Annotated in this window: 21 protein-coding genes; 13 read left to right on the top strand and 8 right to left on the bottom strand. The window is 45.1% G+C overall.

Annotation, left to right across the window (positions count from 1 at the left end; all coding sequences use genetic code 11):
* Window positions 1-237 precede the first annotated feature (237 nt).
* The 4 genes from BM122_RS23050 (at window position 238) to BM122_RS01475 (ending at window position 2,732) form a co-directional block, all read left to right on the top strand.
* On the top strand, window positions 238-840 hold the full coding sequence (locus tag BM122_RS23050) for a hypothetical protein (RefSeq protein ID WP_074903019.1): 603 nt from the start codon (window positions 238-240) through the stop codon (window positions 838-840).
* Window positions 841-1,286: 446 nt separating this feature from the next.
* On the top strand, window positions 1,287-1,466 hold the full coding sequence (locus BM122_RS01485) for a hypothetical protein (RefSeq protein WP_074903017.1): 180 nt from the start codon (window positions 1,287-1,289) through the stop codon (window positions 1,464-1,466).
* A 36-nt stretch (window positions 1,467-1,502) separates the two neighbouring features.
* Window positions 1,503-2,198, top strand: coding sequence for an SDR family oxidoreductase (locus BM122_RS01480; protein WP_074903015.1), 696 nt, complete (start codon window positions 1,503-1,505; stop codon window positions 2,196-2,198).
* A gap of 159 nt (window positions 2,199-2,357) precedes the next feature.
* Entirely contained in the window at window positions 2,358-2,732 is a 375-nt protein-coding gene (locus BM122_RS01475) for a hypothetical protein (protein WP_074903013.1), read from the top strand.
* Window positions 2,733-2,880: 148 nt separating this feature from the next.
* Here BM122_RS01475 and BM122_RS01470 read toward each other — a convergent pair whose 3' ends face one another.
* Window positions 2,881-3,780, bottom strand: coding sequence for an alpha/beta hydrolase (locus tag BM122_RS01470; protein WP_074903011.1), 900 nt, complete (start codon window positions 3,778-3,780; stop codon window positions 2,881-2,883).
* Window positions 3,781-3,892: 112 nt separating this feature from the next.
* Window positions 3,893-4,390, bottom strand: a complete 498-nt coding sequence (locus BM122_RS01465; protein ID WP_074903009.1) for an NUDIX hydrolase — start codon at window positions 4,388-4,390, stop codon at window positions 3,893-3,895.
* Window positions 4,391-4,820: 430 nt separating this feature from the next.
* On the opposite strand from BM122_RS01465, the gene BM122_RS01460 reads away from it, so the two are divergent.
* The 4 genes from BM122_RS01460 (at window position 4,821) to BM122_RS01445 (ending at window position 7,900) form a co-directional block, all read left to right on the top strand.
* Window positions 4,821-5,861 carry a D-alanine--D-alanine ligase family protein gene (locus BM122_RS01460; protein WP_177198013.1) on the top strand — a complete coding sequence of 347 codons (1,041 nt, stop codon included), beginning with the start codon at window positions 4,821-4,823 and terminating at the stop codon, window positions 5,859-5,861.
* A 15-nt stretch (window positions 5,862-5,876) separates the two neighbouring features.
* A complete protein-coding gene (locus BM122_RS01455; protein ID WP_074903005.1) occupies window positions 5,877-6,326 on the top strand; it encodes a GNAT family N-acetyltransferase in 450 nt (149 codons plus the stop codon).
* Window positions 6,327-6,397: 71 nt separating this feature from the next.
* A complete protein-coding gene (gene dapF / locus BM122_RS01450; protein ID WP_074903003.1) occupies window positions 6,398-7,234 on the top strand; it encodes a diaminopimelate epimerase in 837 nt (278 codons plus the stop codon).
* 357 nt (window positions 7,235-7,591) lie between these two features.
* A complete protein-coding gene (locus tag BM122_RS01445) occupies window positions 7,592-7,900 on the top strand; it encodes a hypothetical protein (protein ID WP_074903001.1) in 309 nt (102 codons plus the stop codon).
* Here the strand turns inward: BM122_RS01445 and BM122_RS01440 are convergent, their stop codons facing one another.
* From BM122_RS01440 to BM122_RS01430, 4 genes are all read right to left on the bottom strand, one after another.
* Window positions 7,901-8,902 (bottom strand): isoaspartyl peptidase/L-asparaginase family protein, encoded by a 1,002-nt coding sequence (locus tag BM122_RS01440; protein WP_074902999.1) that lies wholly within the window; start codon window positions 8,900-8,902, stop codon window positions 7,901-7,903.
* A gap of 418 nt (window positions 8,903-9,320) precedes the next feature.
* The gene (locus BM122_RS23910) at window positions 9,321-9,578 is read right to left on the bottom strand and encodes a hypothetical protein (RefSeq protein ID WP_218151954.1); all 258 of its coding nucleotides are present in this window, start codon (window positions 9,576-9,578) and stop codon (window positions 9,321-9,323) included.
* A gap of 90 nt (window positions 9,579-9,668) precedes the next feature.
* A complete protein-coding gene (locus tag BM122_RS01435) occupies window positions 9,669-10,877 on the bottom strand; it encodes a cytochrome C (RefSeq protein WP_218151953.1) in 1,209 nt (402 codons plus the stop codon).
* A 336-nt stretch (window positions 10,878-11,213) separates the two neighbouring features.
* Window positions 11,214-11,753, bottom strand: coding sequence for a macro domain-containing protein (locus BM122_RS01430; RefSeq protein ID WP_074902997.1), 540 nt, complete (start codon window positions 11,751-11,753; stop codon window positions 11,214-11,216).
* Window positions 11,754-12,223: 470 nt separating this feature from the next.
* Here BM122_RS01430 and BM122_RS01425 point away from each other — a divergent pair, with 470 nt between their 5' ends.
* A complete protein-coding gene (locus tag BM122_RS01425) occupies window positions 12,224-14,209 on the top strand; it encodes an nSTAND3 domain-containing NTPase (RefSeq protein ID WP_074902995.1) in 1,986 nt (661 codons plus the stop codon).
* Between the two features lie 324 nt (window positions 14,210-14,533).
* On the opposite strand, the gene BM122_RS01420 is transcribed toward BM122_RS01425, so the two are convergent.
* On the bottom strand, window positions 14,534-15,769 hold the full coding sequence (locus BM122_RS01420; protein ID WP_074902993.1) for a D-alanyl-D-alanine carboxypeptidase family protein: 1,236 nt from the start codon (window positions 15,767-15,769) through the stop codon (window positions 14,534-14,536).
* Between the two features lie 633 nt (window positions 15,770-16,402).
* Here BM122_RS01420 and BM122_RS01415 point away from each other — a divergent pair.
* Window positions 16,403-17,557 (top strand): site-2 protease family protein, encoded by a 1,155-nt coding sequence (locus BM122_RS01415; protein WP_143083266.1) that lies wholly within the window; start codon window positions 16,403-16,405, stop codon window positions 17,555-17,557.
* 119 nt (window positions 17,558-17,676) lie between these two features.
* Here the strand turns inward: BM122_RS01415 and BM122_RS01410 are convergent, their stop codons facing one another.
* On the bottom strand, window positions 17,677-18,492 hold the full coding sequence (locus tag BM122_RS01410) for a CheR family methyltransferase (protein ID WP_074902989.1): 816 nt from the start codon (window positions 18,490-18,492) through the stop codon (window positions 17,677-17,679).
* A gap of 569 nt (window positions 18,493-19,061) precedes the next feature.
* Between BM122_RS01410 and BM122_RS01405 the strand changes: the two genes are divergently transcribed.
* The 3 genes from BM122_RS01405 to BM122_RS01390 all read left to right on the top strand — a co-directional run bounded on the left by BM122_RS01405 (window position 19,062) and on the right by BM122_RS01390 (window position 22,397).
* Window positions 19,062-20,261: a cupin-like domain-containing protein gene (locus BM122_RS01405; protein WP_074902987.1), complete on the top strand. Its 1,200-nt coding sequence runs from the start codon at window positions 19,062-19,064 to the stop codon at window positions 20,259-20,261.
* 136 nt (window positions 20,262-20,397) lie between these two features.
* Window positions 20,398-21,146 (top strand): IS5 family transposase gene (locus BM122_RS01400; RefSeq protein WP_143083265.1). Its coding sequence is split into 2 segments (ribosomal slippage): window positions 20,398-20,911 and window positions 20,911-21,146, totalling 750 coding nucleotides; the frame shifts between segments, so codons are not numbered across the junction.
* Window positions 21,147-21,257: 111 nt separating this feature from the next.
* Window positions 21,258-22,397 (top strand): DUF1207 domain-containing protein, encoded by a 1,140-nt coding sequence (locus tag BM122_RS01390; protein ID WP_256211821.1) that lies wholly within the window; start codon window positions 21,258-21,260, stop codon window positions 22,395-22,397.
* The last annotated feature ends 86 nt before the right edge of the window (window positions 22,398-22,483 follow it).

The following is a 22,483-nucleotide window of genomic DNA, read 5'->3' as shown; positions in this document are numbered from 1 at the left end:
GTTACCGTCTGTTTTATGCAATGAAATTCTGAAGAGCGCTGAATGATTGAATGTAATTAAGTGCGAAGGAGTCGTTTCAGCAATATCACTCCAGTTCTAAGCAAACTTGCTGAACTGACAGGTCGAGTTAATGATGATTTTCAAGTAGCTTTAGGTAAATATCATATACCACCTGCATCGCTTTAATTAATAACATTCATGCGTATTTATCCATTCAATTGAAGGAGTTTTTAAATAATGGCACATGATTCATTAGGTGGTGGACACGGTCACGGTCATGGACATGGACATGGACATGGGCATGGGAATAATGAACAAAACGCTCTAAATCTTCAAGAAATATTAGATCAGCTTTTAAGGGATCGTACTCCAGATCATGCTCATGCAGTTGATGCACATTTAGAACATTTTAATCATTCGGAAAATTTTGAGTATTTAGAATACTCAGGAAATTCAGAACACTTAGAATATTCAGAAAGCTCAGAGCATTCTCAATATTTAAATCTCGATGTGGAAAATTATGAAGTTCCCGCTTCGCATCAGTATGAAAATAGCAGCTATGGTAGCGATTCTCTAGTTGGCGGTCATGGTAATGACATTATCAATCTCGGTGGTCTCGGTGATCTCGGTGATCACATTATTCAGATTGACAATGGCCATCTACCCTTCCAGCTCGGTGATATTATTGCTGGTGCAGATATGAACCTTTCCTTTACTCATGTTTCCCAGACCAATAACAGCTTCACCTTTGAATTCACGGATGGCGAATCATCGATTACGCTAGTTGGTGTGTCTGCTAGCGAAATTACTACCCATATGGAAATATTCAATTTGCATTAATTGATTTAACATATGTGCAAGAAAGCCCGCAAGAAATATGCGGGCTTTTTTATATTTTATAATCAAATAAAAAAAACAATAGAATATGAATATTTCATATATTCGGATCGAAAGAAATTTAATTACTAAAACATATTTGATCTGGCAATAATTACTATATGTTACTTAAGTAGCATTTTGGTGTGAGCCGTGCGCTGGTGAGCTGCACATAAAATCAGCGGAAAAGAAAGAGAATGTCAAATGTGAAGCATGACCCTATGATCTGCTTAATTCTTCAACCTGCATAGCACGATTAGGAAACTTCACTTCCTCTCGAATATCTAATTTAGTATTACTCGATGCCAAAAACACTTATGGCGTGCAATGTGAATCACATGTCGATCTCGATGAAACAAGATATCCTGGAATAGGATTGTCATTGTTTCGAAGGTATGAAATGGTAAACCATGACACAACGCACCAAGCTGGTGTTAAAGGAAAGCTATGCCATATTAGCAAACTTTAATATTTTCGATATCGTCGAGCCTGACAATCTCAAAAAGATCGGAAAAGTTATTATGATTATACGCGCTTACAGATATACCGAGCGGAAACGCTATTGGAACGCTCCAGAAGGAATTGTTTGATGCACTTTACTTTAATTGCAGAAAGTCATCCCTATTATGTCAAACGTTCTAATTACCGGTAGTAACCGCGGACTCGGCTTGGAGTGGTGCCGTCAATATGCGGCGACAGGTTGGCGTATTTTCGCCACTTGCCGGTTTCCTGCACAAGCGGAAGAACTGCAGCAACTGAAAATCGAGCACAGTGCCTTAACCATACATCGACTGGATGTGACCGATTCCGATCAAATTGGCGCCTTGGCAAGAGAGCTTGCGGATCACCCTATCGATCTCTTGATCAACAATGCGGGGGTCTATTTCGAGAAATATATTCAGCCAGAGCAAGCCATTGACTATGAAGCCTGGTCCCACACTTTCTGCGTTAATACGATGAGCGCATTGCGCGTGAGCCGCGCGTTCCTTGATCATTTGCGGCATAGCCAAAAACGTTTAATCGTTGCTATCAGTAGCCACATGGGCTCCATTGCCGAGATCGAAAGTTCCGGTAGTTATTACTATCGTTCCAGTAAAGCAGCATTGAATGCCACCATGAAAGGGTTCTCATTAGAACTAAGACCGCAGCAGATCGGAGTATTATTGCTGCATCCTGGTTGGGTCCGAACGCGGATGGGCGGTCCAGATGGACTGCTATCGCCCCGAGAAAGCGTCGAGGGTATGCGAACCCTAGTCGATGCTTTTACCCTGGCAAACAGTGGTCGTTTCTTACGCTATGATGGCAGCGAAATACCTTGGTAATAAGACAAAAACTTTATCATGAACATAGTGAGTCGCTTGCGCGATTTGAGCTAAAACAGGACTGTCTTACCTGCGAAGCGGGGAATCGTGGTACGCTTTATAAATTCGTTATAGAAAAGAAGAAGTTTAATTTTTTATGCACAAAATTATGTGGCCGTTATGGGTAGAGTCTGGGAGCTTTTTGATTCTCGCGTAAGTAATCTTCACTTCCAGGATGAAAAAGCGGAGCTACATTTTTCCTATACCTGCATGTATTTGGAGCATAAGCCGGATGTCGCCTGGAGCCAGGAAGTGATAATGCTGATGGAGCATGCCCAGCTTGAGGTACCTATACCCATATTGCCTAATACTGTGGTCGAGGGGTATTTGGAGCTGGACGGAAAATATTATGAGCCGATCCCTCTTCCACTGCCGCAGAAGCGATATGGCCGATTACATTTACAGCTTGCTGATGAAAATATACTTGTATTACATGGTGAGTATCCGGAAATCAGATTAGTGGGAGAAAAGATATTTTTGAGCGACCGATCATGAGATCGAAGAACAAAAAACAACTTCCGCGAAAAAAATAAATTCTGAAAAAAATGGTTCAAAATTGTTGACCATCTCTAGTTCAGTTCAATTGATCCTTAACAACGATTGATGTCTTCTGCCTGCAGCAGGATAGTCAGAAGTGAACTTTTTAATTGGATCGTGGCCGCGTTGATAAATGATCTTGCAAGAACCGAACGATCTCGTTTTGGATTGTCACATCGTTCAGCAGGCTAGTATGGTATTGAGGTGGCATCGAGTATCGTGGAATAAGAAACTGTTTATTGCCTTGATAGGTACTGAAAAGATCAAACGCTTGTTCGAAGGGAGTAACGACATCATCAGGGTGGTGCACAAAAGTAATGGGGATATTACTATATGCAGTCACACATTCCGCCACATCAAGTTTGTCAGGTACGGTAATGCTCACAACTACCGCAGTGGGTAAAAGAATTGGATACAACGGAAACAGGTACCAAAGTTGCTTTAGCTTAGTATACGCGATAGACTTTGGATCGAGCGAACCTTCTACAACAATTGCGGATAGTGCAGCCACCCTGAGTGGTAAGCACAATGCCACGGCGCTACTGATGGAATGACCCATGTAGGCAACTTCTTCGCCAGGATATTCAGACTTTAAATAAGCATAGTAGGCTGCGGCATCTCCAACAAGTGAATTGAGATCAGAGCGGCCTTGATTTTCGTCATATCCCTGGAAACTGAATACCAATACTCGGAAACCATGACCAAGCAGAAATCGGTAATATTCTAAGGTATGGCTTCTTGGCATCGCGTTTCCACCCGAAACCATAACTGTACCTGAATCGCCTTCAGCTTCGAACAAAAGCCCATGTAATTCATACCCTGAATCGTTTCTAACCCTTACCTTTTTCACCCGATGTTGGTTTGATAATGAGGATGGCAAATAACGAGCTTCTATTCTCCGTGCCATCTCAGGATAAAGCATCAGTTTAGTAGCACACCCCCCGAGAAACGATACAAGAATAGCTACGATTATGACAATGCTGAGCTGATAGGATGGCAGCTTCACCTTCAATTTCTTTAACGATCTCACTCGCTGCTAGCTAGTTAATCATAGCACCTTGATAGTTAATGGCTAAAAATTTAGAAAGTAGTTTGTTTTACTTGATCTCAATATCTTATTACTCAAAATAATGCGACGCTCCTGCATTCTCCGGTGTGTAACCAAGCTGCACTATCAATCTTTCAAGAAATGTTCGCTGTCCTCTCAAGATTTTCTCCCTGGCTTCCTGTACTTCAAACCATTGCGCTCTATCGGCTTCAGGAAACTGTTGAATGCTGCCGCTCTTGGGTGGCCATTCAAGGCGAAACAGGTTACTTACGATCTTTGAAGTGTCAAAATCATGCTTTAAAGCCCACGCATGCACTATTTTCCGACTAGGCTGCTTTACTTCCCCAAGGTCAATAAACATTCCGTCTACTTCGCGTCCTGTTTCTTCTCGAAATTCTCGTTTGGCTGCAGCAAGCGGATCTTCATCTTTTTCGTATATTCCTTTTGGGATTGACCATGCCCCATCGTCCTTTTTTGCCCAGAAAGGCCCACCAAGATGAACAAGCATGACTTGAAGCTTACTTTCAATAAAGCGGTACAAAATGATGCCTGCACTATGAACGCTCATGAGTCACCTTTACAAAAATAGGGATTCCTCAGCCTCCGATCCCAATTTTCCTCTCTCAAACTATTTCTATCAATCATTAGATGCGCCATTCATATAGTTTTATTAAAGAAGCATCCGAAACTTTATCTGTATGTCAACGGAACGCGTTCTTGCTGCGTTAATAAACAAAAATAGATGTGAGCAAACTGTTAATGGCTTGCTGAAAAGGGAAGTATAAAAAATATTGCCTTCATGATACGTCCTCTCACACCAATCAATACGGAGGGGTAGAGCGACTAAAACTTAGGAGGAATGCTGCCAAACTGATGAACTGCTGAACTGCACCTGAATGATGTTAACTTTTAATAAAAAGAGTGTTGTTTACTAAACGTTTCTCTTCAATATGAATAAAATCAATATTGCTTATACTTGTAATGTAAGAAAGCCGGAGATGGAAGACGAACGTTATGGCGAATTTGAAAGCCCGGCTACCATCGAAGCTGTAATAGCAGCGCTAGAGCGCCTTGGTGCGAATGTGGAATTGATTGATGTTGGTTCTGATATCTATCATCAACTCGAAAAGCGCAAAAATCATATCGATTTAGTCTTCAATAACGCAGAAGGTCTCGATGAGAAGGAATTGCGTGAAGCTATTGTCCCCTTTTTCTGTGAACATCTAAGCATTCCTTATACAGGCAGCAGCCCAAAAACATTCATCAACAAGATGGATAAAGCAACGGCAAAAAGGATCGTCGCGTATGACGGCGTGCCGACTGCACGATTTCGGCTCATGGCACCAGGAGAGCAACTTAAAGATTTGTCTTTCCCTTTGATGGTAAAACCCTATAGCGAAGGGACCAGCATTGGTATCAGCCAAAAAAGCAAAGTGCACAATTTGTTAGAACTCAATGATGCCGTCGAAGCGATCTACACACAATTCAATCAACCCGCGCTCGTCGAAGAATTCCTGCCCGAAAACGAGTATACAGTGGGCCTTATCGGAAACTATGTGCTCCCAATCTTGGAAATCGACTTCGCAAAGATTCCCGGGCAGCCGCAGGTACGCGATCCCCACGTAAAAGACATCGAGAATCCCTATATTTCACATCTTACCTGGACTGAAAAAGCAAAAAGCTTCGCGAAGATCGCCATTGCAGCGCACGAGGCTCTCGAAGTGCGCGACTATAACCGCATGGATTTTCGCGTACGTGATGATCAGCTCTATTTCCTTGAAGCCAATACAATTCCTGGTATACATCCCACAGAAGCTGATCTCACCAATATGTGCCGTCACGCGAACATTGCACACAATGATATGGTTGCACTGATCGTCAATACAGCCGTACAACGACTATCCCCAATGTATTCGGAACGATTCAAAGGAAAGACCCAATTGCTTGAGGAATTAGCGGGCTCCGCCATGGAACAAGCAACCAAAGCTGGCACGATTACCCATCGGGATCGGCAGTATACCCTTCTAGGTAAACTGTAAACAAATAAGCGAATCATGATTATACCTATTACGAAAGAATTCTATCCCGGCCTTGAGAAGATTGCCCTGCAGGATATTGGTCCTATGTACCAATCTGCAATTCATGATGAACTGGAAGACATCTCCTCTGGCAAATGCTTTGGGCTGTGCGCAATGGACAATGGCAATCCTGTCGGCTATGTAATTGTTAAAAAGACAGTTGATACCTATCACCTGCTGACCATTGCAGTTGACAAGCATCATCGTGGCAAAGGATATGGCTCTCTGATGCTAGATGGCATCTTTGCTGAGATTGAGAAGCAAGGAGGAAGAATCCTCAATGTCATTACTGATGCCGATGCAAATGAAAGCTTGCGATTCTATCTTAAAAATGGCTTTGTCCTGGCCGGCATGGTTCAAGATGAATTTATCTCAGGTGTTGCTCAAGTACACCTTACAAGACGGATGGGGTTTAAACCGTATTAAACACAGGGATATTTACATCTTTTGTAATTGCACACAACACTTATTAATCAGCTCATAAAGGAAATAGATCTATGAGAATCAAAGCAACAAAAATGGATGGGTGTGGCAATTCTTTCTTGATAATTGATGAGATGAGAACGCCTCTGGCCGGGTTTGATCGCTCACAGATTTCAACCGCATTGGCAATGCAGCATGAGACTGATGGTGTTATTTATCTGGATCGGCAGCAAGGGCTCCCGACAATGAGGATTTTTGATTGTGATGGTACTGAAGAGACCATGTGTGGCAATGGCTTGCGATGCGCGACACGTTTTTTGCGTGACACCTATATTTCCAGCGATATGTTTTCTATCATCACCGGCGACGGAAAGAAAGAAGTGCTTGTCCACGATGACCTTGTCGAAGCCAATCTAGGTGAAGCACGAAACTACCGGCAGGTCAATCATCAGCTTCATTTCGTCTTTACCGGTGTCCCGCATGTGGTAGTGATTGGTTCTGAGCTTGATGTGGAAACCGCAAGAGTATGGGGTAAATCCTTACGGGAAGAACAATCTCTATGTGAACTCGTCGGATACCCTGAAGGCGTTAACGTTGATTTCATCTGGCGCGACCAGGAAGGCATTTCGGTACGCACCTATGAGATGGGTGTCGAGGATATCACCAAAAGTTGCGGAACAGGAAGCGCAGCAAGTGCTTACGTAGCGGCTAAGGTCTTTGGGATAACGCTGCCGATCATCACAAATTCGATCGGAGGAAGCCTGCAAATCAGAGAAAACAATGGGCATTTGTCAATTTGTGGTCCGACACGTTATCAAGGAAAGGTCATCGGGTTTGCAAATACTACCTATCCAAAATCAGCAACACCGATCAATCACTGGCAGCGAGGCTATGCTTGGCTAAGTATGTAGAAGGTTATTCATCTTAATTGGATAGCACCGCATGAGATATTAGCCCTCAGAGCGAAATATCGAATTTGAATAGCAACGCGAGGAAGAATACTAAAGTTTTGGCATTGCGTGCAGCCATGCTGCACGATACTATTATCATAATAGGCGCATTCTGTACGCAATATACTGTTTTTACTATCGTAATTTTCAAAACAACGCACAACCGCTTATTCCATTTCCAAGTCAATCATGACGCGAAGGTAAGCCATAGATAATATAAATAATATGGCAAGGAAAAGTCGACAAAGTCAGATTTGATTTAGAAATGGAATTGCAGTTGTTTGATTCGATGTAGAGTTATTTTTTAAGGGTGATTGTATGGAATTTTCAATTGTCACTTTTTTATTAATCATGATCGCAATGGCGCTTGCAGATGTGTGCTGGACACTCTATTTCATTGATGTAGAAGAAAGAAGAGCACACCCTGCTGCATTCTGGTCAGCCATGATTATTCTGGTCACAGCATTTACCGTCACTAATTATGTCGAGAACAAAATCTATATATCTGCTGCCTTTCTAGGCGCATATTTAGGTACCTATGTAACCATTAAGTGGAAGGTGAGAAAAGAAAGGGAGCAAAATTCTAAACCTGATGAGGCAGAATCAAAGAAATTCACCTCTACATAACTACTTTTCCGAGGCAGACGTTTCAGCTTCCGAGAAAATGCCCACCTGAGCGATACCATCATTACTGATGACGCCACGGTACATTCCTGTGGTATTGAAGCACATGGCATAATTGCCTTTTGCATCCAATACAATCAAGCCACCGTCACCGCCAATGGCGGCAATTTCTGCTAGCACATTATTGGCCGCTTCGGCAATCGGTTTATGCTGCAAGCGCACCTGTGCTGCCGTATTGAACGCAGCTGCAGCTCGGATGAACATTTCCCCCGTGCCGGTGGCAGATACCGCAACCGAGCGATTGTCGGCATAAGTGCCGGCGCCTATGATCGGCGAATCTCCCACGCGTCCGAAGCGCTTGTTCGTGAGTCCGCCCGTTGATGTGCCAGCAGCGAGATTGCCGTGACTATCCAGCGCCACGGCACCCACCGTGCCGCGCTTTTCATTCTCACCTGGCAACGGTGTAGCCGGACCAGCATCGTGATCGCGCAGCACACGTTCTTTGGCCATCGCTTTTTGCAACTGATCCCAGCGGTATTGCGTATAAAAGTAAGACGGATCTACGATCGCAAGCCCCTGTTCAGCAGCGAAGGTTTCAGCACCCTCGCCCATCAGCATCACATGCGTGCTTTTCGTCATCACGGCATGAGCAGCGAGGATCGGATTGCGGATGGTTGTGACCGCAGCAACGGCCCCAGCCATGAGTGTGGAACCCTCCATAATTGATGCCTCCAGTTCGTTGCGGCCAGTATGGCTGAACACCGAGCCTTTGCCAGCATTAAACAAGGACGAATCTTCCATCACTACAATTGCCGCAATCACAGCATCAATGCTGCTGCCGCCTGCTGCAAGTACTGCATAGCCCGCCATCAAGGATTGAGCGAGCGCCTGTGTGTAAGCATGCTCGAGTTCTGCTGTCAATTTGCAACGCTTGATAGCACCAGCGCCACCGTGAATGACCAACCGTATCGATGAGATATCCGCCATTATGGAGTTAACCCCCATTTTTCTCCCACAATAAGTATATTGATCTTGTTTTTAATATTTATGAATAATCCTACAACCACAATTGACCGCTTGATTATGGAAGTATCTTCGAAATTTTCTCATTCTGCAGAATGGTAATTCCATTTCTAAATCAAAACTGACTTTGTCGGCTTCACCTTGCCGTATTATTTATACTGTCTGCGGCTCGCCTTCGCGTCATGTTAGATTTAGAAATGGAATAAGGCCATTACGAGGTATATTCTATGTCACTACAAGCACAAATGCAGCGTTGTGCCTTGGTTGCAGAGAACTGCCCTGTGGTCTCATAAAGATCGTAAGGTATCACGCTGACCATTTTGACCCTGCCTTTTGTATCAGGCAGGGCTGCAATGCAGCCCTGAACCCATTTACTCGTTATAAGCAATGCTTCGCCATGTCAACGTGTCTTTAAGAACTCCGTCAGAGCATACTTCTCTTCGCTGGAAAGCTCTACTTCAAAATAGTGCCCTTGGTTTTCAATGAAATCCGGGCAGAGATTAACACCACTGTTGGGATCGATACTGGCGAACTGGGCGATAGGTGTCCCGACAGGAAGCGTCACAACACCGGATGGAGTTGGCAATTGCACTAAGTCGCTAGTCCGCTGGATCGACCCGGGTTCGTCCCGTTTGTCAGGGTTTAACAACAGATCCATCGCGTCCTGATAAGCTGCGATAAGGCTGGCGACTGACGGATCACCAGGGTGACGGCCCAATCGATTATTGTGGAAGAACGGGGCTGTTGCCTAGATGCCAACCAGGGGCATGTCGCGGTAGAAACCTGGTCCGCCAGTAGGCCGCTCCTTGTATTGGCCCGAGGAAAAAGCGGCCCAGATATGTCCAGCCATCCAGTTGGTCGTACGGGCGCGGCAACTGTTCGTACCAATTTCCGAGAATGGGTGAATCAAATCATCGGAGAGCACGTTGTGCTTGATAGAACGGTCTCCATCTGAGTGGCAGGATGCACACGCGCGCGAGAAGACTTTCTTGCCTATGCCAACGACCTTCCAGTCGATAAAGTTAGCACCCTCCTGAGTATTCACCAGACTTGGAGGACGAGGCGTTTGCAGGAAGGCGCAGAGTTTCCCTACCGACTCTTCTGCCTTCAGCAGCTCAGGACATACCTGTCTACACTCAGCAAGATCGATGGGTGTCTGACTTCCTCCAGGACCATTGGCAAGATGCCCAACCATGCACTCTGCCGCACACATGCCTATGTTGAAATAAACACGAATTGTTGCCTGCTCACAACCGATATCATCCTCTCCTCCCTGCCCGCCGCGATGAGCACGAACAGGCTCGCCATTCATAGTCACATCGAAAAATGGACGGTCCGGTACGGACCAGATCGGCGTAATCATGCCAGGATTATTGATGTGATCGTTTTCTAATAAGGTGGTGTCTACGGTGCCTGGCGCCCAGCTGGAGAAAATCTGGTAGCGAGGATCGTGCGGTGAAAGGTGGCCCTTGAAGATCTTCCCGATCTGTAGAAACTGATTGCCCACAGTGGGGTGAATATTTTCCTGCTGTGGACGGTTCGGGTTTGCAGGAGGACGCACAGGATCAAACCCCGCGTGACAAGCAGCACAAGTAATACCAATGAGTGGAGCCCCTCCGGAAGGATTGGGAAATTTGCGTACGCCAATGATACCGGCAGACTCAGGATCAGCACATTTATCAAAGTAACTGGTCGATGCATCGCCTGGAGTACAATCTGGGTCATTGATAACCCCATACTCGTCAAAACGGCTATCTCGTGGCGTGGTTAACATTTGATCAAAACCAAGGCGGAGACTGAAAGGCGGGTTAGGCAAAATAATACTGAAAAAATGCTCACCACCGAAAGTGCTCTTGAACCAAACGTCGCGCCCCTCGGCCACATCTTGATTGTTTTCTGCAAAACATGTCCCAATAACAAGGAACGTAATGAAGTACGTTGTAATAGTTGATAGCATTTTTTTCATATCTGTCCTCCTTAAAAATGGAATTCCCACCAAGGGATAAAAAAAATGACAATCTTCTAAAAATAGAATGAATTAACGGTTCATAAGCCGCAATTTTAGGTTTAAACTTCTCCAGAAAAATTGTCTCTCATTTCAATCCAGTAATACTTTGATATTTTGATACAGTTCGTTATCTCGGGTGAATAGTTTTTAGAAAATGACCAGTATGCGTGTAGTTGCAAATCGCAATTGGCATAAATGTATCTCTACACTGCGTTATTTTTACCTGTTCACTCTGAATTCATAAATTCTAAATCGCACCATTAGCACTGATGTTTTTATACCTAATCATGTTTTTTCGAACTCGTCAAGAATTTGCTCGTATAACTGCCGATCAGCATCACTTAACAAAACAAAGCGAATATGTTTAACAATCAAAAGGCTGGGAAGTATATCGAAAATTGTCTGAAAGGCGATCCTGGTAGCTAATTCCAAGGGATAGCCAAAAAAGCCCGTCGAGATTGCCGGAAAAGCAATGGATCTGATGCGATTGTTCTCGGCCAATTGCAACGCATTACGATAACAAGAGGAGAGCAACTGATCAGAAGGCTCATCTTTACCGTAGACCGGCCCAAGACAATGAATAACATAACGATTTGGCAGATTATGTGCTCCGGTTATGACCGTCTGGCCAGGCTGAATAGGTGCGAGCTTGCGGCATTCCTCTTCGAGGCCAGGGCCTGCTCCCCGATGAATCGCGCCTGCCACACCCCCGCCCATTCGCAACATGGCGTTAGCCGCGTTAACAATGGCATCCATATCAGCTTGAGCTGCAATATTTCCCTGAACACACTCAATCGTTACGCCGAAGAATTCACGCTTAGTCATAAATTACATCTCCCATTATTGGGTTAGAGTAAATTTATATCCCTTCACCGCTTTACTTTTTTTATTCCATTTCCAGATCAAAAATGACTTTGTCGGCTTCGCCTTGCCGTATTAATTTATACTGTCTGCGGCTCGCCTACGTGTCATTTTTGACCTAAAAATGGAATTACCACCTCAATGGCTAGCTGCTGCAGCTTTCTCTTTGTCCACCTACTGGGTCGTTTCAGCTAAAGTCTAGGACGAGAGCTTTGAGAACAAATAACTACCCACTCAGCTTTAGCAGATAAGCAATATTACTCATGATACTGCGCATCATCAACCTTGAAGCGACGTAATGCTGTGTTTAACAAAATCCAACTTAGCTTTTTCTACCTTTGGAAATGATTGGAAACTGCCTCAGTTAAAAAACTTTTGTGATCAAATCAAGATCAAAAGTCATCAAGCTTTTTGTACGGAGGGAGGGGAAATGCATGTATAACGATACTAAACACCACTTGCCTGTTTTAGCGTATCGTGCGGCTGATATCGCTACCACCGTATTAACGCACAATCGGCGCATATTGTTGCATGGCCCACCTGGAGTCGGCAAATCGACATTGGCATCGCAGTTGGCGCACGAACTCAACAAGGCTGGTCGAAGCTGTTATTGTATCTGTGCCGATCCTGGTTCACCCGCCTTTGGTTTTCCAGGCGCTGTTTCTCTCGCTAGATGGCAATCGGATGATTGGCAGATTTGCAGTTATGAAGCTATCTGCAGTCTCAATGCCGGTCGTTTCCGCCTGCCGCTGGTTTTAGCGATACGACACCTTATACCATTGTTTGATTACGACGTACTGTTAATTGATGCCCCTGGCGTAACCCGTGGCGTTGCTGGCAGCGAATTGTTACAAGGTATGTTTGAGGTGGTAGCTGTCGATGCTGTGCTCATGCTTACTGCGCCTGATCGACCTCCGGCGCTGCTAGATGAACTGCGTAGCTTAACGAACCAGCTCTTCATAGTCCAAACCAGCGTGGAGGCCAGGCGGCCCGGAAAACGTAGTCGCGCTCACCAGCGTACAAAGCTATGGAATAACTACCTTAAGCAGGGTATTGAACAAACGGTCGATCTTACGCAAGTAAATATTATCGGTACCCCACCTCCTTTAGGTGAATCCAGCGCCTGGGCTGGAAGACAGGTCGCACTATTGAAACGCAATCAGACACAGGTCATAGCTGAAGTGAAGCATTTGCACGGAAAGCAATTAACTGTCAGGTTGCCATACCTACCGCATGCTTTCGATTGTGTATTGGTCCGAGATACGCAGCGTTCGCTCAGCGGTCTAGTGGAAACAGCGGTACCGTTTGCGTCAGAACCGCTAACATACCTACCAGCCTCCAATATGAGCGGCTTAGCCCTGCAAAATAGTGGGATGCAAGTGATGGGGCGAGTCGGGCAAATCGATTTCTGTCTGGTCAATGGGATTCTTGGCGATCCACTATTACACATACGCTTGCGGCAGCAAAGGCGAAGTCTGCTGTTCGATTTGGGAGAGGGTGTACGTCTGCCAGCACGCATTGCCCATCAGGTAACGGATGTTTTTATCAGTCATACTCATATCGACCATATTGGTGGCTTCATAATGTTATTGCGCTCACGCATTGGAGAGTTTCCGCCTTGCCACCTGTATGGGCCGCCAGGATTGGCTCAACACATCAAAGGTTTCCTGCAGGGTATTCTATGGGATCGGATCGGTGGGCGCGCACCCCGCTTTGAGGTAGCTGAAGTGCATACCGACCGTTTATTGCGCTTTCGCCTTCAAGCAGGCCAGCAAGCATGTGTGCAATTAGACGAGATCAAGTTGGAAGCAGGCGTGATCCTGCAAGATCCGGATTTCCGTATTCGAGCACAACTGCTAGATCATCATACACCAGTGCTGGCCTACGCCTTTGAACCGACGAAGGAAATCAATATCCGCAAAGATTACCTGCAAGCACATAACCTGAAGCCAGGGCCTTGGTTGGCCCAGGTGAAAAAACACCTGCTGGCTGAAAATGACAAAGCAATCATTACTCTGCCTGACGGGACGATGACCAGTGTGACTGTTATTGCAACTGACCTGGTCCTGATCAAGCCAGGTAAGAAATTAGTTTATGCCACCGATTTTGCTGATACCGTAGATAATCGCCTGCGTCTACAGGCTTTAGCTCGATACGCCCATACCCTTTTCTGCGAAGCTTGTTTTATGGAAGCAGATGCCAACCAAGCCACGCAGACTGGTCATTTAACTACACGCGCTTGTGGCGAAATCGCAACAGCTGCTGAAGTTGCCAGACTGGTGCCCTTTCATTTTTCCCAGCGCTATGCTGACAAGCTACAGCAGGTTTATGATGAGATACATGCTGTCTGCTCATGTGTTGTCATGCCGGCTGCTTTGCAGCCCATTAGGAGTAGTAACAAGCAGGATGAATTATCCTAGCAATACCAACCCTAGCTTAGCTGCGTCAGTAGAAACTGGGCAATCGTTAGCGTCTGCGCGACGATGAGAAAAATTCGAAAATGCCTCATATGTCATGAGCTTAACTCTCCCATTAAGTCGTCAACTGCGATTTCCAGGTTTCATCTTTTATGCTCCCGTTTTCCTTGCACCCCATCCTTATTTTTTGCATGAAGACTTATCAACTATTATTTAGCAGCTACCTAGCTTGATGCCACCACTAGCAAGAACAACGCTCTCTGGCGTCAAAGTAGGCAAGAAAATTAAACTGTGCTTTTTGTTAACGAGTACAGTCATGCCGCTAAATTAAGATCGTACCACGAGGCATCCTATTCCCTGCCGGACCAGACTCTGGCAGGCAGTATGTGCTTCGTTTCTCTGCAAACCAACCAACTGGGCTCGATAGAGCTTGCGATTGCGGACCTCAACCTCAGTGACCACCACTTCACCTGCTACCCAGCGGGTAACAGCTTGCGCCTGGGCCTGGGCTCGGTCATACAGTTGATAGGAACCGATTTGAATTCCCCAGCTGTTGTTGCTATCCACCCCGGCAGCCCTCTGGGACGCAACAGTGGCTTTTGCCTGAGTAGGTCGTTGCATCATGGCCGGCTCGAGCGTTCTTTGCGACGAGGAAGCAGGTTTGGAGACAGGAACCGACATACTGACTTTCATGGCTACGGCTGGCGCTGCATCCATATTGCTGACATTACGGACTGACTTGGTCATAACTGATTGCGTAAAGCTGCGATCCAGCAACTGGGCCATATGCTGATCGCGCGAGGCGGCACTTTGTCCTCCCATTACCACCCCAACCACTCGTCGATTACCTCGCTTGGCAGAAGTAGCCACATTGAAGCCAGAAGCCCGGATAAAGCCAGTTTTCAGGCCGTCTACACCGGGTATGTTACGTACCATACGGTTGTGACTATTATAGATCATACCTTTGTAACGAAACGATTGGGTCGAAAAATAATGGTAGTACTGAGGGAAATCCTTCATCAACCGCGTAGATAAGATTGCCATATCCCGGGCCGTAGTTCGCTGCTCACTGTGCGGCAGACCGGAGGCATTGCGGAAGATGGTGGAGTGCATGCCAAGTTTGCGTGCTTTCTCCGTCATCATGCGGCCAAAATTAGCTTCAGTACCACCCAACGCCTCGGCTACTACCGCTGCCACATCGTTGGCGGAGCGTACGATCAACGCTGGAATCGCATCACGCACGCTAAGGGTATCACCCGATCGCAACCTGATATTGGTCGGTGGCATGGCTGCTGCATGAGTCGATACTCGCATGGAAGTATCAAGACTCATCTTCCTTTTCTCCATCGCCTCGAATAACATGTAGAGCGTCATCATCTTGGTTAGAGAAGCTGGGTAACGACTGGCATCAGCATGTGACTCGTGCAGCACTTGAGCCGTATCCACATCGATCACGATGGAGGCATGGCGAGGATTCGCCTGTACCTGGCTTACCAGGGAGAGTAACAACCATACAGCAAGGGCAAAAAATCCTTCTCTCCTTGCACCTTTCACAGCAAACATGGAACCTATCCTTTCTGCAATAATGCAAATAAATTTATCAATCAATGAAGTTATGTATCGATGAACCCACCCATCAGCCTGCCCTGTCAATAGCCAAAATGAAACACGCTGCTAATGAATAGCCTATAAATTAACTTATCCATGGTCGTCACCTACACCGCAATCGCAATGTCTCAAAACAGACTAGGATTTAGGAACAACGTAAATCATAGGACCGAACTTGATATCCCATCAGTCTTCAATTGCTGCTGAACAAATCACATACAAGTGGCAAACTTAAATGATGGATATCATCCGTCCCTTGCATGATCATCAAATAACCTGAGCTTTTTCCCCATCCTGCTTATTTGCAATATTTCAAAAGCTATGCCCCTTTACCACCTACTGAGCAGATTGCTCCATGCATTGATTTTTTCCCATACTCCACGATCTAATTGGTTGTCAACCATGGCTGCATAAGTACAGCGAATTATTCACCCATGTTTATTTACCCATGGTAATTAAAAGTCAGGTCAATGTAATAGCCGTGATTTTATCCGAATTGCTGTTAAACGCCATACCTGATTTTGCAGGCTATCAATACATCTAATTGGTTTGCACTGATTCTCTGTGGAAGGATTTAAGGAGTATAGTGTGTCTGTTACCATTTCATCGAAGGAGAATGGGATGCTGGAATCTTCTTTTCGTCTCGGCACTGTTTTTGGTATACGTATCGGAGTGCACTATACGTGGCTTATCGTCTTCTTTTTGCTAGTCAGCTCACTTTTCGTTGTATTTAGAAATGCCCATCCAGAGTGGAGCAGTCATGACACATTTCTGACCGCTTTGCTGGCCACACTGCTATTTTTTGTCAGCATCATCCTGCATGAGTTGGGCCACAGTCTAGTTGCAATCGCTCGTGGGATCAAGGTGCGTGCCATTACACTCTTTATTTTTGGGGGTGTGGCACAAATTGGGAAGGATGCAGATACTGCCGCAACTGAATTCTTCATTGCGATTGCAGGTCCTTTGGTAAGCTTTGCTCTCGCGGGTCTCTTCTATTTGCTTAAGCTTTGGCTAATGCCCTATAGCGAAACCGCCACGGCAGTACTCGAGTGGTTAACAACCATTAACCTCGTTGTAGCAATCTTTAATCTAATACCTGGTTTTCCAATGGATGGTGGTCGTATTTTCCGTGCCCTAATATGGAAAATGACTGGAAATGCTGTTAAAGGAATGCAATGGGCTGTAATGAGTGGCAAGATAGTCGCCTATGGTTTAATGATTACAGGAATGCTGATCGCCTTGCAGCCAGCCATGCTGGTCAATGGTCTATGGTTAATGGGGATAAGCTGGTTCTTGCTTGCCGTGGCAGAGGACAGCAAGCGTGCTTATTTCAGGGAACACCTGGCTGGCCATGTATCTGTTGGTGATGTCATACAAAAAGAAGTACCGATGATAGCTGCAGACATGAGCATACTATCTTGGATAGATGAAAAAATGTTGTTAACCGGCCACCGTGCGTGCCTAGTGATTAAAGATAACCAGACTATCGGCCTAATATCACTAAGTGATGTGGTTAAGTGTCCACGTGAGCAATGGTCCAACACGCCAGTACGCGAGATTATGACTCCGCTCAAACGTCTTAATATCGCACAACCTACTAACAGCATCCTTGAGGTATTACAAATCATGAATGAGAATGGCATCAACCAAGTGCCTGTGTTAGATGAGGGGAAAATTGTTGGTTGGATCGATCGCGAACATATACTGAAGATTTTGCAATTACACATTGATACTGGTCGTTAGCCTCGTCAATATGGCGACAATTATCAGAACCATCCTCTATACCAATAAGAAATACGGCATCCAGCCGATAAATGGCTGATTGGTAATGCTTATCTTTAAACTGAAAATATGAGGATTCTCTATTCACGCACATAGATCGGCAATCGTGGCTGCCACTGGTTCCACCCGCTTACCCCTTCAGGCAAACGCTCATGCGCACCCAGCACTAATACACTTCCTTCTAATAGTCGTGTTTGTAATTTATGTAGAAATTGCACTTGTCTTTCCAAGCTAAAATAGGTAAACACCAGGTTGCGGCATAGCACCAAATGATAAGATCGCATGGCTATAACTTGTTCTACATCGCTTACCGCGAAAGTGACTGGATGCTGATAAATGGGAGACAGACAATATCGATCATTGATTTGTCTGAACGCTTTTTGACGCCATTCAGGTGCTAAATTCTTCAAACTACTAAATGGATAGCACGCTTTGTGTGCCTGTTGAATCATGAGTGGCTCAATATCTGTTGCAGTAATCGAAATTACCATTTCTGGGTAGCGATCTTGCAAAACAAAAGTCCAGAGTAACACCAGGCTATAAGCCTCTTCACCTCTGGCACAACCTGCACACCAGCAATATAAGTATTTTTCACCTCGTAGTTGCAGCTGAGCACATAATCGGGGTATTAATTCATCTTCAAGTCGATTAAAAACGACTTTATCGCGATAAAAACGCGAGATAGTAACATGACACAAGGTGGCCAGGATTTGCCATTCAGACACATGATTAAGCAAATAATCACGATAAGCCAATTCATCCACAAGACCTAACTGGTCAATACGCTGACCTATACGTTTACATACTTGTTTTCTAACCCGACGAAAACCTTGCCACCGCAGCTGCATCTGCGGTAGGACCCACTGCAAGAAGTGAATACAGACTTCATCTTTCATAAGTGTTACCTATTTAATACTGTCTTCCCTTTCCTGTTATTGTTTTATTCCATTTCCAGGTCAAAAATGACTTTGTCGGCTTCACCTTGCCGTATTATTTATACTGTCTGTGGCTCGCCTTCGCGTCATTTTTGACCTGGAAATGGAATTACCACCACTCTTTATAAAAAAAATGCTCTTGCATCCAGTTTATTGCAAGTGATTTAATCGAATTGTTAAAATTTTATCTGGCTGGGTTAATAACGCCCCGGTCAGATCGCTTACTCTTTTCTTCAATGTAATTATTGTATTCCCAAGGAATAAAAATTGTAGGCTTATGCATTATTGCTTGCCTCTTTATTATTCTTTAGCATCAATATGAAATAAAACTGAAACAGTTTGATTCATTGCTTCTGCTCTGCTTCAAGTGTCAATCATAAAACCGGCACAAACATTAAGCCATACTGAACCAATTATTTGGTTCAGTATGGCTCTGACGCCAGGATGGCTAATCGGATGATGAAGTTTTTTGCAGGAATCAATTCTCAAGCTGAAATTAAATATTGAGAAAAAACCGAAAGGGGAATTCAATGGAGATTGCTGACAAAACACTGAAAAGAATAACTCTGGCGTCTGCGAAAAATATACTGGCTACCCCGTTAGCTGGAATAGCGACATTTTTATATGCTACGTGGCAATTGGTGGTAGAGCAGCAATTTTTCTTGCGCATGTTATTTGTGGAGCGAATGGGTAAACGCGGCGTAGTGAAACTACCGTTGGGTTATGGGAATGTGTTGGCGCTAAAGAGCATCATGTTGTGTCAACATCTCACTAATAATCCCAACCTGTTGCAAAAGATGCGTCGACGAACAGAGCAGCGAGTGCTAAAAAGATTGCAAAACTATAATCTACCGCGCCGAATAGTTTTAAATATTGCGGAATATCATCCTGGTGAGATTGAGCCACACCAGTTTTACCATGAACACGTTAAACGCGCCATTCCATGCATTTTACGTGGCTTTGTTGAAAATGCACCCCATGACTGGACACTTACAAGCTTAGCGGAGCGATTTCCAGACACCATAGTGCAGGCTCTGGACAAGAGCGCCAAGAAGATAATTAATACATCAATCAACCAAGTCGCCATCGATCGCCGCCGTAATTTCATTCCACAACAATTATTGCTCGACCAAAACCCAGCCTTTTACCAATATTTCGGTATTCCGCGGTCACATGCTTATTTCCCTGTGATGGGCCGCCCATCCAAACCTATTCTAAGTTTTCTTATACTTGGTTTGGGTAAAGGGTTAAACGCCAATTACCACTGCGAGGAAGGTCTCAACTGGTATCAAGCTGTATCAGGATCCAAACACTGGACGTTGATTGAAGCCGAATATTCCTGGTTGTTATATCCAGCTGCACGTGGCAATGGTATGCGACGTTTTGCAGCTTTTCGAGCTGATGAGCAAGGCGAACCAAGCGATCGTGATGCCTATGCACTGGTGGGATACGCACCGCGCTATGAATTTGATCTGCACCCGGGAGATGTTTTATTTTTTCCAGCATGGATGTGGCACAAGACCATCAATCTCGATGAGGAAGGGTTAGGTGTTACTTGTCGATACAGCGCGCCTACAGTGATGTCGAACAGGTATTTCCGTGGCCTGCAGCTGCTCTCCGCTGGCTTCTGGAAAAGCTGCGTTGAAGTTATCAGTGGTAGCATACGCGGCAATATCGGCGATCTAGCCAAAGACACTGACCACAACGAGCAGGAAACTACACTCTACTGAAAAAGAGCTGGTTGCTATTTTTTAACAAAAAACGGAATCTGACTAGGGTCTGTTGACGTTTTAAGATAAGTATTTCATAGATAGAAACAAACTCGTAATATTGGGGTTCCCATACCACCAACAAAACGAGTTTGCGATGCCCCCAATGATGCTCAATGATGAGTACTGGTCGAAGCTGGAGAAGATTCTGCTTCAAGAATCGATTTATAACAAGCGCAATCTGCGCATGACGGTAGAAGGCATACTGTATCGAATGCGGGTTGGCTGTCCGTGGCGCGATCTGCCCAGGGTGTTCGGCTGCTGGAATTCCATCTATAAAAGATTCAATGCATGGTCATTGAGCAGGAAATGGCTGAATGTTTTCAAAGCATTGGCTGTTGATCCGGATTGGGAATGGAGATTTATGGATGGCAGTTATGTTAAAGCGCATCAACATAGTGCGGGAGCAGCGAGTCAAGAATCGCAAGCAATTGGCAAAAGCCGTGCAGGCAATACCACCAAGATCCATTTAGTGGTCGATGGTTATGGCTTGCCAGTTGAGTTTGAAATCACCGGTGGAGAAGTCAATGACTGTTGTGCCGCACCTGATTTGATTGCCAGGTTGCCTGACGCAAAAACAATAGTTGCGGACAAGGGCTATGACAGCGATGGTTACGGGAACAGATAACGAAGAAGGGGGTTCAGGCTGTGATACCGAGAAAGCGCAACTCGTTGAAGGGTAATGCAGATATGGATTGGGGTTTATATCAATACCGGCATTGGGTGGAGAATGCTTTTGCCCGGCTAAAACAGTATCGGGCAATAGCGACACGATACGACAAACTGAAGCGAAATTACGAGAGTATGGTAGCTATAGCATGTGGATATCTATGGTTACCTATGTAAAATGTCAACAGACCCTAACAAATTTGACTATTTTTGATCGGTTAACCACAAGTGCATAATGACGGAAAAACTGCTATCTTTACATGACGATAAATACCGACAAAAAATATCATGACAAAAATGATGCGTGCTGTACGGTTCTTTATTCTTCTTGGAATGACTTTGTTCCTATCATTCCCCATCTACAGCGATGTGATCCCAGATGACTCTTATATTGCAGGCTATGCCACAGGAATTCTAAAACGTGATTTTCAACTTGATCTCTCTTCCTTGGTAGTACGCAACGGTGTCATTACCTTGCCAGTACCTCATCTGCCACCGGAAGATCGTGCTCAAGTTCAGCAAATGTTATCTGAAATCCCGGGAGTAATGGGTGTTGAATTAGTGGAGGGCGTTCCTCAACAAGAGCTGGCGGTTTCTCCACCGCCAGCCAAACAGGAAGTACCGGTAACTCCCTCTGGGAAAGTCGCGGAAGTTTTTCCTACGGGTTTTTTACCAACCGGCCATTTATTTATGCCATTACTGGCTGACCCACGCTGGGCACATTTCTCTGCCAGTTATCGCAATTATGTTGGTGCCGATATTGATGGAGAAAATAATGGTGCAGTCAGCTTCGGCGAAACTATCCCCTTCTACCGCGCCAATCTTGGCCAAACCACTATCCAATGGGAAGCAGGACTGCAGGCTGGTGTTTTTAGCGACTTCAATCTCGATGCAAAATCTTCTGATCTGATCAATACTGATTTTATTGCTTCAGTTTACTCAAGCATGCGAATGGGTCAACTTTCCGCTTTTGCCCGTGTTTTCCATCAAAGCTCGCATCTTGGCGATGAGTTTTTACTAAGAACTCGGTTGGAGCGCGTCAATCTCAGTTATGAAGGCGCTGATCTCAAGCTCTCATATGAGCTGCCATACGGATTCCGAGTTTATGGTGGAGGAGGGGGTATTTTTCATAAACATCCCTCAACCATTAAACCCTGGTCAATTCAGTATGGGCTTGAATTCAGAAGCCCTTGGCGTCTCGATTTTGCCGCAATGAGACCCATACTGGCTGTTGACTTAAAGAATCACCAACAAAACGATTGGAACGTGGATGTATCCGCCAGAGCCGGATTTCAGTTCGACAACCACCAGGTGTTTGGTCGCAAACTGCAGTTTATGATAGAGTATTTTAACGGTAACTCTCCCACTGGTCAGTTTTACAAAGAGAAAGCTGAGTATCTCGGAATCGGTGCGCATTACCACTTTTAACTTAAAAAACAGTAAGCGTATGGAGCAAAGGGATATAAATCAGCGAGGCAGGCACATTGAGACTATATTATTCCATTTCCAAATCA

This window comes from Nitrosomonas communis (genome assembly GCF_900114745.1).
GTDB classification, from domain to species: domain Bacteria; phylum Pseudomonadota; class Gammaproteobacteria; order Burkholderiales; family Nitrosomonadaceae; genus Nitrosomonas; species Nitrosomonas communis_A.
This window is presented reverse-complemented; position numbering and strand designations above follow the sequence as displayed.